Genomic DNA, 15,890 nt, shown 5'->3' on the forward strand with positions numbered 1-15,890 from the left:
GAAAGCGGCAAGAGTTTGTCTTTTCGCGCGGGCGGTTTCGCCGTCTCGTTGTGCCGGAAAGTCAGCCAGGTCAACCCTTGTCGGCCAAAGCGTCCCTGGCGGCCTGCCGGTGCGCGGGCGTGATATGGGCGCTGACGGCGGTGATCGCGGCGGTCAGCACGGCAAGGTCGTCGGTGAAGCCGAGACCGAGGACGAAGTCGGGGATGAAATCCACCGGCAGCACGAAATAGCCGAGCGCGGCAAGCAGAATGCCCTTGGCGCGCAGCGGCGTCTCCTTGTCCATCGCGCAATAATAGGCGGCGACCACCTCGTCCATGAACGGGACCTGCCGGACAGCCTTCTTGGCAGTGCGCCAGAATTTCTCGCGCACCTCGCTTTCGCCGGCGAGCCTGTCGCCAAAGCCGAAGAAATCAAAACCCTGCGCCATCAATCTCTCCTTGGCCGCGCGCGACCCCTGCGCGCCGGCCCGCGGAGAGATGTGGTGAAAACGGCACCCCGCTGCAAGAGTTTGGACGGTGGTTTGGCCGGAAATCGGCCGGGAATGCCGGCAGCAGGGTACGTGGACCCGGCAATTGCCTTGGTCTGGTGATTAGCCGAGCCATCCCTCCGATCGTCATCCTATGGCGGAGCAAGGAGCGAAGCGATGCGGCGCAGACCCTAGGCCATGCCGTTACATGGGAGCGCCGCCCACGGTGCAGAATTCTGCTCCGCTGCACTTTTCGACCGAGGTCACGGCAGGATCATAGGGTCTGCGCTCCCGCTTCGCCTTCGCTCCGCCCTAGGATGACGAAGCTGGAGCGGCGGCAGTCACACTGCGGGAGGACTCCCGCCTCTACCCGAAATACCGATTCATCCGCTTGGCCAGTTCGATGTCGAGCGCCGTGACGCCGCCGGCGTCATGCGTGTTCAGCGTCACGTCGACGGTCTTGTAGACGTTCGACCAGTCGGGGTGGTGGTCCATCTTCTCGGCGGCCAACGCAACTCGGGTCATGAAAGCGAAGGCCTCGGAGAAGTTCTTGAAGCCGAAGCTGCGCTTGATGGAGGCGCCGTCGGCGGCCAGCGACCAACCTTCGAGTTCCGCCAGCGCTGCGGCGATCGCGTACTTGCTGAGTTTCTCTCTGGTCATGTCGGGTTCCTGTGCTATTCGGACTTGAACCCAACCATAGCGCCGGATCGATGAGCGCAAAGCCCATAAATTCCATTCTGTTCGTCTGCCTCGGCAACATCTGCCGCTCGCCTTTGGCCGAGGGCGTCTTGGGCGCAGTTCTGGCGGAGCGCGGAATTGCCCGCGATATCGTGCTCGATTCGGCGGCGATCAGCGGCTGGGAGGTTGGCTCCGGCCCCGATCCGCGCTCGATCGCGGTCGCCGCTGAGCATGGCATCGATATTTCCGGGCAAAGGGCGCGCAGAATAGCGCCGGACGATTTTTCGCGCTTCGACCTGATCCTCGGCATGGACCGGGCGAACGTGCGCGACCTCCAGGCGCTGGCGCCGTCGATCGCGCGCGACCGCATCCATCTCTATCTGGAATTCGCGACCGGAGCAGCCCGCGACGTGCCGGATCCCTACTATGAAGACCAGCAAGCCTTCGCTTCGGTCTACCGCATGATCCGCGAGGCGTCGGAGGCGCTGGCCAAGCGGTTGGAAGCGCGCGCGTCGGCGCCGACCAACGGCCAGGCCTCCTCGACGATATAGGGGCCGCCGCCGACCGAATCGCGCGACGACATCAAGACAAAGCGGCCGACGCGGAAGGGCAGCGTTGAAAAATTGCCGCGCGCCGAAAGATATTGCGCGACGTCGAGCGGGCTCACATTGCGCAGCCGCGCGAGCGTCACATGCGGCGTGAACTTGCGCGGATCGGCCGGCAGGCCGAGGCGCTGGCAGATGCGGTCGATCTCGCCCTGCAGCGCCACCAGATCCGGCGAGGCGGACACGCCGGCCCACACCGCATGCGGCTTCTTGCCGCCGAAGGCACCCACGTCGAAGAGCGCCAAGGGGAAGGAGGGACGGTTGACGCGGTCGAGCGCGTTGGCGATCTCGTCGGCGACATGGCCTTCGACATCGCCGATGAAGCGCAGCGTCAGATGATAGTTTTCGACATCGATCCAGCGGGCGCCTGGAAGGCCGCCCCGGAGCAGGGACAGCGAAAGAGCTGCGTCACGCGGAATTTCGAGGGCGGTGAAAAGACGCGGCATGGAAAGCCTCCTGTCCTCGAATCGAAACTCTCGCCCCTTAGCGAATCATCGATAGCCATGCGGGGCAAGCGGTTTGTTGTCCACAAGCTTTCCCCAGCGGAAACCGTGGCGTTTCGGACTCACGACCCACCGCCGTTCGCGGCGATGGCCTTCTCGACGGCGGGCAGGATGCGCTCGACGATCACATCGACGCCCTTGGGATTGGGATGCAGGCCGTCCTCCAGCTGCAGGCCCGGATGGCCGGCCACACCGTCGAGAAAGAACGGATAGAGCGCAACGTCGTATTTGGCGGCAAGCTTCGGATAGATGGCGTCGAAGGTCTTCTGGTAGTCGGCGCCGAGATTGGGCGCGGCGCGCATGCCGGCCAGCAGCACCGGGATGTTGCGCTGCTTCAGCTTCGCCAGCATCGTGTCGAGGTTCTTCTCGGCGATCTCAGGCGAAACGCCGCGCAGCATGTCGTTGGCGCCGAGCTCGAGGATCACCAGCCTGGTGCCGTCCGGCACCGACCAATCGAGCCGCGCCAGCCCGCCGCTCGTGGTATCGCCGGAAACGCCGGCATTGGCAACGGTCGCATCATGGCCCTTCGCCTTCAAAGCCGCCTGCAGCTTGTCGGTGAAGCCCTCGCCGGGCCCGAGGCCGAAGCCCGCCGTCAGGCTGTCGCCGAAGCCGACGATGGTGAAGGTCTCGGCGCGCGCCGACACCATGGCGCCGCAAACCGCGAGGAAAAGGACGAGGGCTGCGGCGACCGAGTGTTTGAAAGCCATGCGGCGAGCCCCATATGACCGAAGCAATTCCACGAGAGGAGATATATTCGTCTCCCTTTCCACCATATAGGACGCTTTCATTGTGACAGAAGCCGTCATTGCACTGAGGGATGTCTCGCTGACGCTCGGCGAGGGTGCTTCCTCCGTCCATGTGCTCAAAGGCGTCGGCCTCGACGTGGCGGCAGGCGAGGCCACCGGCATCGTCGGTCCTTCGGGTTCCGGCAAGTCCACCTTGCTGATGGTTCTGGCCGGACTGGAAAGGGTCGACTCGGGAACGGTGCGCATAGCCGGCCAACTGCTCAACGGCAAAAGCGAGGACCAGATTGCATCGTTTCGGGGACGAAATATCGGCATCGTCTTCCAGTCCTTCCATCTCATCCCGAACATGACGGCGCTCGAGAATGTCGCAGTGCCGCTGGAGCTCGCCGGCCATGCCGATCCGTTCGCGGTGGCGGCGCAGGAGCTCGCGGCCGTCGGCTTGAGCGACCGTGTGACGCACTATCCCGGCGAGCTCTCCGGCGGCGAGCAGCAGCGCGTGGCGATCGCCAGGGCGCTGGCGCCCTCGCCGCGCATCCTCATTGCCGATGAGCCGACCGGGAACCTTGACCAGGCGACGGGAAAACAGATCGCCGACCTGATCTTCGCCAAGGCGGCCGAGCGCGGCATGACGCTGGTGCTGGTCACGCATGACCCGGCGCTCGCTGCCCGCTGCTCGCGCCAGGTGGCGATGCGCTCGGGGCGCATCGAGGACCCGCCCTTGCTTAGAGTGACGGCGTAACGCTATGGCGGACAAGGCCTGGCTTCGTACCCTGAAGCTCGCCATGCGCTTCTCGTTGCGCGAGATGCGCGGCGGCCTGTCCGGCTTCATGATCTTCCTCGCCTGCATCGCGCTCGGCGTCGCGGCCATCGGCGGCGTCAATTCGGTGGCGCAGGCGATCACCGCCGGGGTCGCCAACCAGGGCCAGACGCTGCTCGGCGGCGATCTGCGCTTTCAGATCAACCAGCGCGACGCTTCCGAGGCCGAGCTCGGCTTCCTCGACAGCCTCGGCACGGTCTCGCTGAACTCCGGCATGCGTTCCATGGCCCGGCTCGAGGACGGCTCGGACCAGGCGCTGGTCGAAGCCAAGGCGGTCGACGACGCCTACCCGCTTTACGGCACGCTGGAAACGGACCCGCCGCTGCCGAAGAAGCAGCTGTTCGGCGAGAGATCCGGCGTCTTCGGCGCCGCCGCGCCCGATCTCTTGTTCGATCGCCTCAATCTGCATATCGGCGACCGGCTGAAGCTCGGCGGCGCCACTTTCGAGTTGAGGGCCAGGCTTGTCAGCGAGCCCGACGCGATATCCGACGGTTTCGGCTTCGCGCCGCGGCTGATGATTTCCAACGACGGGCTTGCCGCGTCCGGGCTGGTTCAGCCCGGCAGCCTGATCGAGAACGCCTATAAGGTCCGGCTGCCCGACCCCGCCGGCGAGGCGCGGATCAAGGAAATCCAGGCTCAAGCCGCGAAAGACTTTCCACAATCTGGCTGGTCGATCCGCACGCGCAGCAATGCAGCACCCGCGCTGTCCTCCAACATCCAGCGCTTCTCGCAGTTCCTCACGCTGGTCGGGCTGACGGCTCTGGTGGTCGGCGGCGTCGGCGTGGCCAATGCCGTGCGCGCCTATCTCGACGGCAAGCGCGGCGTCATCGCCACGTTCAAGAGCCTCGGCGCCTCCGGCGGCTTCGTCTTCACCGTCTATCTGGTGCAGATCCTTTTGATTGCCGGCCTCGGCGTCGTGCTCGGCCTGATCCTGGGTGCCGCAATGCCGTTCGTGGCAAGCGCGCTTTTGCAGTCGGTCATTCCGGTGCCGGCGCAAGGCGGCTTCTATCCGGACGCCCTCGCCATGGCGGCGCTGTTCGGCCTCTTGGTGACGCTGGCCTTCGCGCTGCTGCCGCTCGGGCGCGCCCGCGACGTGCCGGCGACCGCGCTTTTCCGCGAGATGGGGTTCGAAAGCCGCGGCCTGCCACGCCTACCCTATGTCGGCGCCGCTCTCGCGATCGTGCTGGTGCTGGCGGCTTTAGCCATCCTTTCCGCCGACGATCGACGCATCGCCTCGATCTTCGTCGGCGCCACCGTCTTTGCCTTCCTGGTGCTGCGGCTGGTTGCGGCGCTGGTGCAATGGGCCGCCCGGCAAAGCCCGCGCGTGCGTTTCGTGTCGCTCAGGCTGGCGCTCGGCAACATCCACCGTCCCGGAGCGCTGACGCCGTCGGTGGTGCTGTCGCTCGGGCTCGGCCTGACGCTGCTGGTGACGCTGGCGCTGATCGACGGGAATCTCAGGCGCCAGATCTCCGGCAGCCTGCCGGAACGGGCGCCGAATTTCTTCTTCGTCGACATCCAGGGCAGCGATGTCGATGCCTTTGCCGGCCTGGTCGGCAAGGAGGCGCCGCGGGGAACGCTGGTCAAGGTGCCGATGCTGCGCGGCCGGATCATGGCGCTCAACGGCGTCGACGTCGACAAGGTCAAGGTCCCTGCCGACGGCGCCTGGGTGCTGCGCGGCGATCGCGGGCTGACCTATGACGCTAAGCAGCCGGAAAACGCCACGCTGACCGAAGGCACATGGTGGCCACAGAATTATTCCGGCGAGCCGCTTGTGTCGTTCTCGGCCGAGGAAGGCAAAGCGATCGGCCTGAAGCTCGGCGACACCGTCACCGTCAATGTGCTCGGCCGCAACATCACCGCCAGGATCGCCAATTTCCGCCAGGTCGAATGGGAAACCATGGGCATCAATTTCGTCATGGTCTTCTCGCCCAACAGCTTCGCCGGCGCGCCGCATGGCTGGCTGGCGACGCTGACCGACAGAGAAGCCACCACGGCCGACGATGCGCGGCTGCTCAACGCGGTCACCCGCGCCTTTCCGGCGGTGACGACGGTGCGGGTCAAGGACGCGCTCGACATCGTCAACCGGCTGGTCGCCCAGCTCGGCACGGCGATTCGCGCCGCCGCCGGCGTGGCGCTGATCGCCTCGGTGCTGGTGCTCTCCGGAGCTTTAGCCGCCGGCAACCGGGCGCGCATCCATGACGCGGTGGTGCTGAAGACGCTCGGCGCGACGCGCAGGACGCTGATTGCGGCCTTCTCGCTGGAATATGTGCTGATCGGCCTCGCGACCGCGCTGTTCGCGCTGGCCGCGGGCGGCGTCGCGGCATGGTTCGTCGTGGCCCACATCATGACGCTGCCGTCGCATTTCATGCCGGAGGTGGCGGTGGCGACGATCCTCGTTTCGCTCGGCGTCACCGTCGGCATCGGCCTCGCCGGCACCTGGCGGGTGCTCGGCCACAAGGCGGCGCCGGTGCTGCGCAACCTCTGATCCGGCATGCCGGCAAGCTGCGCGTGCCTTAAATCTTCGTAAGGATGCCGGCCGAAACGGCCGAAAACCGGGCTTTTGCTCTCTCACGAAGCGTTGCCCCTCGTTACCGTCTTGTTCTTGACGTCGAGAACGCTCATATTTTGCCCAGGCATGCTGGAGCCCCGCCAGCGGCGCCTGGTCCAAAGGGGGTCACCACTCCAAGGGACCTGTCACCGGACGGGGCAGAAGCAACAGAGGATTTCCAATGGCTGATCCCATTCGCAACTACCAGACGTCCGCCGCCCCCGGCGCGCGCGTCGATATCGATCAGGGCCTGCGGGCCTATATGATCAAAGTCTACAACCTGATGGGGCTTGGCCTGCTCATCACCGGCCTTGCCGCCTGGGGCGCATTCCAGCTTGCCGTCACCGGCGACGGCCAGCTGACTGCCTTCGGCCAACTCATCTATGCAAGCGCGTTCCGCTGGGTCGTCATCCTGGCGCCGCTGGCCGCGGTGATGTTCCTGTCGTTCAGGATCCAGTCGATGAGCGTGGCGGCGGCACAGACGACGTTCTGGGTCTATGCCGGCCTTGTCGGCCTGTCGCTGTCGACGATCTTCCTCGTCTATACCGGCACCAGCATCACCCAGACCTTCTTCGCGACCGCCGCGGCCTTCGGCGGGCTTTCGCTGTACGGCTACACGACCAGGCGCGACCTGACCGCGTTCGGCTCGTTCCTGATCATGGGCGTGATCGGCCTGCTGGTCGCGATGCTGGTCAACATCTTCCTGCAGTCGTCGGCGCTGGCCTTCGCCATCTCGGCGATCGGCGTGCTGGTGTTCGCGGGCCTGACCGCCTACGACACGCAGCGGATCAAGGAGATGTATTTCGAGGGTGACGTCGCCGACGTCGCTGGCCGCAAGGCGATCATGGGCGCGCTGCAGCTCTACCTCGACTTCATCAACCTGTTCATGTTCCTGCTGCAGTTCATGGGCGACCGCCGCTAAACGGTAGCCCGGCTGGACCATAGACTTCGGACAGGGCGGCCCAATGGCCGCCCTTTCCTTTTGTGCATCCCTCTGCTGTTATTGAGGCAAGACGAACAACTGCACAAATTATGAGCAAGATTGCGATCAGGGCCACCATTGCGGCCGACCTCGACCGAATCACGGAAATCTATGCCGACGCGGTCGCGCACGGCACGGCGAGCTACGAGCTGGAGCCTCCCAGCCGCGCCGAAATGGGCAATCGATTCGACAGTTTGACGGCGGGCAGCTTTCCCTATCTCGTGGGCGAGAAGGACGGCATCGTGCTCGGCTATGTCTATGCCGGACCGTTCCGGCCGCGGCCCGCCTACCGTTTCGTCGTCGAGGATTCCGTCTATGTCGCGCCCGAGGCCAAGGGCCAGGGCGTGGGTCTCTTGCTGATGCAGGCGCTGATCGAGGCGGCGCGCGCTGCGGGCTTTCGCCAGATCATCGCGGTGATCGGCGACGGCCATGCCGACAGCGCGTCGGTGCGGCTGCATGAGAAGCTCGGCTTCCGCCATTCCGGGCGCCTGGAAGGATCGGGCTACAAGCACGGGCGATGGCTGGACACGGTGTTCATGCAGCTGTCGCTCAACGGCGGAGCAGCGCTGCCGCCGGATCCGGGCTCGTTGCCGGAGCGGAGATTTCGCAGCCAAATTAAATAGTTAGGCCTCGACCAGCTTCAGCTTGGAATCGAACACGCCAAGCACGCGGCCGAGCTCCTGGCCGCGCTTGAGGATGCGCCCGCCGGCGGCGATGACGGCGAAGGCGCCCTGCCGGCGCGCCAGTTTCGGGTCCTTGACGATCTGGAACAGCGGCACTTCGCTGGCGCGGCGGAAGACCGAAAACACGGCGCGGTCAGTGAGGTGGTCGATCGCATAATCGCGCCATTCATTGGCCGCCACCATGCGTCCGTAAAGCCTCAGGATCTGGTCGAGCTCGCGCCGGTCAAAGCGCACCGGCTGGTCGAGGCGCGCGCGTCGCGCCTCATGCAGCGGGATCAATATTCCGGATGCTTCCCCATCCTCCGTCCCGCAGCTGTGATCGGTCATGCTTCGATCCTTCGCTTGAATCTTGCGCAGTCAAGGTTCGCGCTTTCGCGGCCGAATTGCAAGGCCGGCTAAGCCAGCCGGCACCGCGCTGTTTCCGAAAGGTCCAGTCACGTTTGCAAAACGCGTGTTGGAATTGGTGATGCTTCGCCACAATGTCGCCACAAATTATCCGCGCTCATGCCCCATTGTCCGACGAATTTACCGGCGTTGCCTGAGACGGTTCGGTCCGGCACCGGCTCGTAAACCCCAAGCCCCCCGCCCACGGGTCAGCGTCGGATCGAACCAACCTCGGTTTTTCCTTGGAAAAATCAGGTGCGACGATCCCAAAACCTGAATGACCGGCGTCAGAAGCAAGCTGACGCCGGTTTTTTATTGGCTAGCGGCGCGACCTCCCCTTCTCCCCTTGTGGAAGAAGGAAAGAGCTGCGGTTACGGCTTGCGAATAAAGGCGGCGCCGAGGATCGGACCGGGCATGCCGTCCTTGCCGACCGACTGCAGCAGCACCGCGCAGCCGCCCTTCTTGGCGATCTCGCTCATCGGCAATTCGTAGCGCTGCGCCTTGCCGTGCCACATGCCGGCGGTCTGGATGTCGGAGACGGCGTTCCAGTAGGTCAGGTTGCGGCCGCTGTTCTCGCCCTTGCCGATCTGCACCGTCTTCGGCGGATCGAAATAGACGATCACCACATGGGCGTCGGCCGGGCCATTGCCGGCGTCGCCGGCGTCGATCATGACCCGGTCGCTGGTGCGGCTCACCTTGATGCCGACCCGCATGCCTTCGCCGGTCCTGTCCATACGGGCCAGCGCGCCGCCGACGTCCTTGCGGCTGGCGCCGTTGACGTGGCTGCGGCCATTGATGACGGCTTGCGGGGTATAGACCGAGCGGCTGCCGAAGGCGCGCATGTAGTCATACTGCCGATCGGTGTTCTCTTTGTTGCTCAGCGTGTCTTGCCAGCCCAGATAGTCCCAGTAATTGACGTGGTAGGCGAGCGCGACGACGTTTTCCTTGGCGGCCAGCTCGGCGAAGAATTCATCGGCCGGTGGGCAGGAACTGCAGCCCTGGCTGGTGAAAAGCTCGACCACGCCCAAGGGCTTTTCGGCTTGGGGCTTGTCAGTTTGAGGCTTCTCGGGCTCGCCTGCCAGCGCGGCACCGGCAAACGTTGCAAGGGCCAGCGCAAGTGCCGCAAGCCGCAATGGTCCTCGAGATGCCATGACTGTTCCGATTCCCGCCGGTGACGCCGGCCTTGTTCTGATTGCCAAAATATGTGGCAGAACGGACAGTCAACGGGAAGTCACGTTGCGGTGAAACTTGGTCGCCGCGACCGCAGATAAGGCAGTAGCCGAGGCACTGCATTTTTCGACGCGGTTCGATTTCGGAGCCGCATCACCGCCATGCGGTAAATTTGCCGATGCCGGCCGATCTCTATTGCGGGCGAACCGGACCTGGACTTTTGAGCTGGCCGGCCAATGCTTAGGCCGCCGCGGTTTAATTAGGGCAGTAGGGCAGTAGGGCAGTAGGGGTATCTTTCCCTACTCCCCTACTCCCTTGCTGCTAAGCTGCCAGATCGCGCAGCACGTATTGCAGGATGCCGCCGTTCTTGAAGTAGTCGAGCTCGTCCAGCGTATCGATGCGGCAGATGATGGGGACGTTCTTCACCGTGCCGTCGCCGTAGGTGACCTTGGCCACCATCTTCTGGCGCGGCTTGATCGCGTCCAGCCCGTCGATCTCGACCAGCTCGTCGCCCTTGAGGTTGAGGGAGGCCCATGAGGTGCCGTCCTCGAAGACGAAGGGGATGACGCCCATGCCGACCAGGTTCGAGCGGTGGATGCGCTCGAAGGACTGGGCGATGACTGCGCGGACACCAAGGAGGTTCGTTCCCTTGGCCGCCCAGTCGCGCGAGGAGCCGTTGCCGTATTCGACGCCGGCGAAGATCACCAGCGGCACGCCTTCCTGCTTGTATTCCATCGCCGCATCGTAGATCGACATCTCCTCCTTCGAGGGATAGTGGATCGTGTAGCCACCCTCGCGGCCGTTCTCGCCCAGCATGTGGTTGCGGATGCGGATGTTGGCGAAGGTGCCGCGCATCATCACCTCATGGTTGCCGCGCCGCGTGCCGTACTGGTTGAAGTCGGCGACGCCGACGCCATGCTCGGTCAAGTACTTGCCGGCCGGCGAAGCCGCCTTGATCGAACCCGCCGGCGAGATGTGGTCGGTGGTGATCTTGTCGCCGAAGAGACCAAGCACGCGCGCGCCCTTGATGTCGCCGATCTTGCCGAAGCCGCGCACCATGCCGGCGAAATAGGGCGGGTTCTGCACATAGGTCGAATGATCGTCCCAGGCATAGGTCTGGCCTTCCGGCGCCTTGACCTTCTGCCAGTGCGCGTCGCCCTTGAAGACGTCGGCATATTTGCGGGCGAAAAGCTCGCGCGTGACGTTCTTCTCGATGAACTCCTGGATCTCGACCGCGCTCGGCCAGATGTCCTTGAGATATACCGGCTTGCCGTCGCTGCCCTCGCCCAGCGGCTCGACGGTGAGGTCCTTGGTGACGGTGCCGGCCAGCGCATGCGCCACCACCAGCGGCGGCGAGGCGAGGTAGTTGGCCTGCACGTCGGGCGAGACGCGGCCTTCGAAGTTGCGGTTGCCGGACAAGACCGCGGCAGCAATCAAACCTTTATCGTTGATGGTCTTGGAGATCGGCCCCGGCAGCGGGCCGGAATTGCCGATGCAGGTGGTGCAGCCGAAGCCGACCAGGTTGAAGCCGATCTGGTCGAGTTCCTTCTGCAGGCCGGATTTCTCCAGATACTCGGCGACCACCTGGCTGCCCGGCGCCAGCGAGGTCTTGACCCAGGGCTTCTGCTTCAGGCCGCGCCGGTTGGCGTTGCGAGCCAAGAGGCCGGCGCCGATCAGAACGCTCGGGTTCGAAGTGTTGGTGCAGGAGGTGATGGCGGCGATGACGACGTCGCCATGGCCGAGGTCGTAGGGGGCGCCTTCCACCGCGTAGCGCTTGGAGATCTCGGCCGCCTTCTTGTACTCGGTCTCCATCGCATTGGCGAAGCCGGCGGGAATGTCCTCTAGGGCGACGCGGCCCTCGGGGCGCTTCGGGCCGGCCATCGACGGCACGACGTCGCCGAGGTCGAGCTCGAGCAGGTCGGTGAAGACCGGATCGGCCGAGCCGGCATCGCGCCACATGCCTTGCGCCTTCGAATAGGCCTCGACCAGCGCGATGCGGTTCTCCTCGCGGCCGGACATGGTGAGATAGCGGATGGTCTCGCTGTCGACCGGGAAGAAGCCGCAGGTGGCGCCATATTCCGGCGCCATGTTGCCGATGGTGGCGCGGTCGGCCAGCGTCATATTGGAGAGGCCGGGGCCGAAGAACTCGACGAACTTGCCGACGACGCCCTTCTTGCGCAGCATCTGGGTGACGGTGAGCACCAGGTCGGTGGCGGTGACGCCCTCCTTCAACCTGCCGGTGAGGCGAAAGCCGATGACTTCCGGCAGGAGCATCGAGACCGGCTGGCCGAGCATCGCGGCCTCGGCTTCGATGCCGCCGACGCCCCAGCCGAGCACGCCGAGGCCGTTGATCATGGTGGTGTGCGAATCGGTGCCGACGCAGGTGTCGGGGAAAGCGGTGGTCTCGCCGTCTTCCGAGTTGGTCCACACCACTTGGCCGAGATATTCGAGATTGACCTGGTGGCAGATGCCCGTGCCGGGCGGCACGACGCGGAAGTTGCGGAACGCCTGCTGGCCCCATTTCAGGAACTTGTAGCGTTCCTCGTTGCGCTCGTATTCGAGCTCGACATTGCGCGCGAAGGCCATCGGCGTGCCGAACTCGTCGACGATGACGGAGTGGTCGATAACGAGATCGACCGGCACCAGCGGATTGATCTTTTCCGGATCGCCGCCGAGCGCCTTGATGCCGTCGCGCATGGCCGCGAGGTCGACCACGGCCGGAACGCCGGTGAAGTCCTGCATCAGCACGCGGGCGGGGCGGTAGGCGATCTCGACGCCGGCGGTGCCCCTGTCGGCGAGCCATGCCGCGACCGCCTTGATGCTCTCCTTGGTGACGGAGCGGCCGTCTTCGTTGCGGAGCAGGTTCTCCAGCAGCACCTTCATCGAATAGGGCAGCTGGGCGATGCCGGTGAGGCCGTTCTTCTCGGCCTCGACGAGGTCGAAATAGACATAGTCGGCGCCACCCGCGGTCAGGGTGCGGCGGCATTTGAAACTGTCGAGGGATTTTGACACGTGCGATCCGTCCTTGTCTGTTCAGCCTAAAAGGGAACGGACGCCGATGGCATGCGATCACGCGCAAAGGTGCGGGTACGGCCATTTCCGCTGTCCGCTCCCAAGCAACCCGAGCCGTTCAAGGCGGCGCGTGCGCTGGTTCGGCGCTAATTCTGTTCCCGCGCCGACCGCTGGCACGGATGAACCGCATATAGAGAATTTCCTGGAATAGTTCTAGACAGTCGAAAAGCAAATTTGTGCGATGCGGCGGCGGCCGCGAGACGGTGCTTTCGGGACGGGCAAGGAATGCGGCTGATCGCCGAAAATCTGGGCGGCGAGCGCGGCGGCGAGACGGTCTTTTCCGGCATCGGATTCGCGCTCGAAAAGGGCGAGGCGCTCGTCGTCACCGGGCCTAACGGCGCCGGCAAATCGACGCTTCTGAGGGTCATCGCCGGCTTGCTGCCAGTAGCCGCGGGCAAGATACGTGTCGAAGGCAGCGGCGAGGATTTTTCCTCTATCGCTTCGGCCTCGCACTATCTCGGCCATCTCAATGCGATGAAGACGGCGCTCAGCGTCGAGGAGAATCTGGCCTTCTGGCGCGCCTTCCAGGGCGAGCCGGCTTTGAGCGTGGAGGAGGCGCTGGAGACGGTCGGGCTGGGCGGGCTTGGGCATTTGCCCTTCGGCTATCTCTCGACCGGGCAGCGGCGCCGCGCCTCGATCGCGAAGCTTTTGACCAGCCGGCGACCGGTCTGGCTGCTCGACGAGCCGACCGCGGGGCTGGACAAGGCGTCGGAGGAGCGGTTCGCGGGGCTGATGCGCGGGCATCTCGAAGGCGGAGGGATTGTGGTTGCGGCAACGCATCTGCCGTTGGGGCTGCGGGGGGCGAAGGGGCTGGCTTTGGGGGTGGCTGGATGACGTTTGCACTCCGTCCCACCCCCCTCTGGCCTGCCGGCCGTCTCCCCCGCAAGGGGGGAGATCTGATGTCACTGCGGCTTTCGCCAATCTTCGACGCTGAAGGGGGAACGCCGGCGGCGCAGCTGCCAATCTCCCCCCTTGCGGGGGAGATGGCCGGCAGGCCCGAGGGGGGTGAGAAGGAACGCGCCGTTTGTAGAGAGGGCGATCGAGCCATAGAAGCGCCTCGCCAATGCTAGCCCTCTTCCTGCGCGACATCCGCCTCTCGATCCGCGCCGGCGGCGGGGCGCTGATCGGCGTCATCTTCTTCCTGGCGGTGATCGCCACCATCCCCTTCGGCGTCGGGCCCGACCTCAACCTTTTGTCGCGCATCGGCCCGGCGATCCTGTGGATCGCCGCCCTGCTCGCCTGCCTGCTCGGGCTCGACCGGCTGTTCCAGGCCGACCGCGAGGACGGCTCGCTCGACCTTTTGGTGCTCAACAGCGATCGCCAGATGCTGGCGCTGACGGTGCTGACAAAATGCCTGGCGCACTGGACGGGCAGCGTGCTGCCGCTGGTGGTGGCTGCGCCTCTGCTCGGCCTGTTCATGAATATGGAGCCGGCAGGCATCGGCGCCACGGCGCTGACGCTGCTCATCGGCACGCCGGCCATCACCTTCATCGGCGCTGCGGGCGCAGCCGTGGCGGTGGCGCTGCCGCGCGGCGGGCTGCTGATCTCGGTGCTGGTGTTGCCGCTCACCGTCCCGGTGCTGATCTTCGGTGTCTCGGCAAGCTATGGCGCGGTGGCCGATCCGGCGCCGTTCCTGCAGCCCTTCCTCATTCTTGCCGCGCTGACGCTGTTTCTTGCTGTGCTCGGGCCCTTGGCCGCGGCGCTGGCGTTGCGCCACGGGACGGATTGAGGCCCCGGGAACGTTCAGACCTGCGGCGCCGCGCCTGATTGCGCGGCCGGCAGCGCAAGGTTAAGGGAAGCCATGATCGAACGGATTGGCAGGGCAGGCGCTAAGGCCACGCGCACGGAGCGGCTGATATGAGCGCGCATGCTCTCTATGTCACTGCCGCCTATGCCATCACGGCGATCGTGCTCATCGGGCTGATCGGCTGGATCCTGCTCGACCAGCGGGCGCGCAGGCGCGAGCTCGCGGCGCTCGAGGCCGCCGGCGTGCGGCGGCGCTCCGACAAGGCCGGGACGACGAAGCCATGAGGATCGAAACCCAAACGCCGGCGCCCCGCCGCGGCCTCTTCGTGCTCTTGCCGCTACTGATCTTTTTGGGATTGGCGGGATTGTTTCTCTCGCAGCTCCTGTCCGGCCGCGACACTTCGGAAATTCCCTCGGCGCTGATCGGCCTGCCGGCGCCGCAGACGAACCTGCCGCCGCTGGAAGGCGTCAACCTACCGGGGCTGGAGTCAAAATCCTTCGCCGGCAAGGTGACGCTGGTCAATGTCTTTGCGTCCTGGTGCGCGCCGTGCCGGGAAGAGCACCCGGTGCTTTTGGCGCTGTCGCATGACAAGCGCTTCACGCTTGCCGCTCTGAATTACAAGGATCCGCCGGAAAATGCCCGCCGCTTCCTTGGCGACCTCGGCAATCCCTATCAGGCGATCGGCGTCGATCCGGCCGGCCGTGCGGCGATCGACTGGGGCGTCTATGGCGTGCCGGAGACCTTCGTCATCGGCAAGGACGGCAAGATCGCTTACAAACATGTCGGGCCGCTGACGCCGGAATCGGCGCGAGACCTGCTGCTGCCGCAGATCGAGAAGGCGCTTGCGGCGCCGGGTTGACGATCGAGAACATGGCGGGTCAGAAAGTGGCGACGGATCGCAGCGTCACCCCGCCGCCGCCTGTTCCGCCGCTTCCTCGATCCGCTCCATGTCGTCGTCCGAAAGGCCGAAATGGTGGCCGATCTCGTGGATCAGCACATGGGTGACGATGTCGCCCAGCGTCTCCTCGTTCTCGGCCCAATAGTCGAGGATGGCGCGGCGGTAGAGCGTGACGCGGTTCGGCCCCTCGCCGGTCTGCGGGTTCCAGCGCTCGGCGATGCCGCGCCCCTCGAACAAGCCGAGCAGGTCGAAGGGCGTCTCCAGCGACAAATCGTCCATGATCTCGTCGGTCGGGAATTCGGCGATCTGGATGATGATCTCGCCGGTGAGCTTGCGGAACTCCTCCGGCAGATGGGCGTAGGCCTCCAGCGCCAGAAGCTCCATCTCGTCCATCGACGGCGAAAGTTGGTCGTGCCAGGTGCGGGTCTTGTAGATACGGGCCATGAGGTTTCCTTTAATCCCGGCATATAGGCTTTCGCACCGAATGAGGCAAATGAGCCAGCCGGCAGGCTTCCTGGAGGATAAAGTGCGAAGGAATAAATTCCTTGTGACTCCGCTTGACTCTTCCGAAGGCCTCTGGAATCTATAAGA

Annotated in this window: 17 protein-coding genes; 9 read left to right on the forward strand and 8 right to left on the reverse strand. The window is 65.0% G+C overall.

Annotated features, from left to right (window positions below):
- Positions 1-70: 70 nt before the first annotated feature.
- Entirely contained in the window at positions 71-427 is a 357-nt protein-coding gene (locus EH240_RS12045; protein ID WP_124998422.1) for a YkvA family protein, read from the reverse strand.
- Positions 428-832: 405 nt separating this feature from the next.
- Positions 833-1,126 (reverse strand): 4a-hydroxytetrahydrobiopterin dehydratase, encoded by a 294-nt coding sequence (locus EH240_RS12050; RefSeq protein ID WP_124998424.1) that lies wholly within the window; start codon positions 1,124-1,126, stop codon positions 833-835.
- A gap of 50 nt (positions 1,127-1,176) precedes the next feature.
- On the opposite strand from EH240_RS12050, the gene EH240_RS12055 reads away from it, so the two are divergent.
- Positions 1,177-1,695, forward strand: coding sequence for a low molecular weight protein-tyrosine-phosphatase (locus tag EH240_RS12055; protein WP_124998426.1), 519 nt, complete (start codon positions 1,177-1,179; stop codon positions 1,693-1,695).
- Here the strand turns inward: EH240_RS12055 and thpR are convergent.
- Both thpR and EH240_RS12065 read right to left on the reverse strand, forming a co-directional pair.
- Positions 1,599-2,195, reverse strand: a complete 597-nt coding sequence (gene thpR / locus EH240_RS12060) for an RNA 2',3'-cyclic phosphodiesterase (protein WP_124998429.1) — start codon at positions 2,193-2,195, stop codon at positions 1,599-1,601. The two genes, EH240_RS12055 and thpR, sit on opposite strands and share 97 nt — an antisense overlap.
- Before the next feature lie 119 nt (positions 2,196-2,314).
- A complete protein-coding gene (locus EH240_RS12065; RefSeq protein ID WP_124998431.1) occupies positions 2,315-2,959 on the reverse strand; it encodes an arylesterase in 645 nt (214 codons plus the stop codon).
- 82 nt (positions 2,960-3,041) lie between these two features.
- On the opposite strand from EH240_RS12065, the gene EH240_RS12070 reads away from it, so the two are divergent.
- The 4 genes from EH240_RS12070 to EH240_RS12085 all read left to right on the forward strand — a co-directional run bounded on the left by EH240_RS12070 (position 3,042) and on the right by EH240_RS12085 (position 7,968).
- Positions 3,042-3,737 (forward strand): ABC transporter ATP-binding protein, encoded by a 696-nt coding sequence (locus EH240_RS12070; RefSeq protein WP_124998433.1) that lies wholly within the window; start codon positions 3,042-3,044, stop codon positions 3,735-3,737.
- 4 nt (positions 3,738-3,741) lie between these two features.
- Positions 3,742-6,300 carry an ABC transporter permease gene (locus tag EH240_RS12075; protein ID WP_124998435.1) on the forward strand — a complete coding sequence of 853 codons (2,559 nt, stop codon included), beginning with the start codon at positions 3,742-3,744 and terminating at the stop codon, positions 6,298-6,300.
- 244 nt (positions 6,301-6,544) lie between these two features.
- Positions 6,545-7,285: a Bax inhibitor-1/YccA family protein gene (locus tag EH240_RS12080; RefSeq protein WP_124998437.1), complete on the forward strand. Its 741-nt coding sequence runs from the start codon at positions 6,545-6,547 to the stop codon at positions 7,283-7,285.
- 110 nt (positions 7,286-7,395) lie between these two features.
- Positions 7,396-7,968, forward strand: a complete 573-nt coding sequence (locus EH240_RS12085; protein WP_124998439.1) for a GNAT family N-acetyltransferase — start codon at positions 7,396-7,398, stop codon at positions 7,966-7,968.
- On the opposite strand, the gene EH240_RS12090 is transcribed toward EH240_RS12085, so the two are convergent.
- From EH240_RS12090 to acnA, 3 genes are all read right to left on the reverse strand, one after another.
- The gene (locus tag EH240_RS12090) at positions 7,969-8,355 is read right to left on the reverse strand and encodes a DUF2794 domain-containing protein (protein WP_124998441.1); all 387 of its coding nucleotides are present in this window, start codon (positions 8,353-8,355) and stop codon (positions 7,969-7,971) included.
- A gap of 428 nt (positions 8,356-8,783) precedes the next feature.
- Positions 8,784-9,563: a DUF1223 domain-containing protein gene (locus EH240_RS12095; protein WP_124998443.1), complete on the reverse strand. Its 780-nt coding sequence runs from the start codon at positions 9,561-9,563 to the stop codon at positions 8,784-8,786.
- A gap of 340 nt (positions 9,564-9,903) precedes the next feature.
- A complete protein-coding gene (gene acnA, locus EH240_RS12100; protein WP_124998445.1) occupies positions 9,904-12,594 on the reverse strand; it encodes an aconitate hydratase AcnA in 2,691 nt (896 codons plus the stop codon).
- Positions 12,595-12,879: 285 nt separating this feature from the next.
- Here acnA and ccmA point away from each other — a divergent pair, with 285 nt between their 5' ends.
- From ccmA to EH240_RS12125, 4 genes are all read left to right on the forward strand, one after another.
- Complete coding sequence (ccmA, locus tag EH240_RS12105; RefSeq protein WP_124998447.1) at positions 12,880-13,488, forward strand: heme ABC exporter ATP-binding protein CcmA; 609 nt, start codon at positions 12,880-12,882, stop codon at positions 13,486-13,488.
- A 229-nt stretch (positions 13,489-13,717) separates the two neighbouring features.
- Positions 13,718-14,383: a heme exporter protein CcmB gene (gene ccmB, locus EH240_RS12115; RefSeq protein WP_124998449.1), complete on the forward strand. Its 666-nt coding sequence runs from the start codon at positions 13,718-13,720 to the stop codon at positions 14,381-14,383.
- A 128-nt stretch (positions 14,384-14,511) separates the two neighbouring features.
- Positions 14,512-14,685, forward strand: a complete 174-nt coding sequence (ccmD, locus tag EH240_RS12120) for a heme exporter protein CcmD (RefSeq protein WP_124998451.1) — start codon at positions 14,512-14,514, stop codon at positions 14,683-14,685.
- Positions 14,682-15,260: a DsbE family thiol:disulfide interchange protein gene (locus EH240_RS12125; RefSeq protein WP_124998453.1), complete on the forward strand. Its 579-nt coding sequence runs from the start codon at positions 14,682-14,684 to the stop codon at positions 15,258-15,260. Before ccmD ends, EH240_RS12125 begins: the two co-directional genes overlap by 4 nt.
- A 45-nt stretch (positions 15,261-15,305) precedes the next feature.
- On the opposite strand, the gene EH240_RS12130 is transcribed toward EH240_RS12125, so the two are convergent.
- The gene (locus EH240_RS12130; RefSeq protein ID WP_124998455.1) at positions 15,306-15,743 is read right to left on the reverse strand and encodes a metallopeptidase family protein; all 438 of its coding nucleotides are present in this window, start codon (positions 15,741-15,743) and stop codon (positions 15,306-15,308) included.
- Positions 15,744-15,890 lie beyond the last annotated feature (147 nt).

It is taken from the genome of Mesorhizobium tamadayense, from assembly GCF_003863365.1.
Classification (GTDB): Bacteria; Pseudomonadota; Alphaproteobacteria; order Rhizobiales; family Rhizobiaceae; genus Mesorhizobium; species Mesorhizobium tamadayense.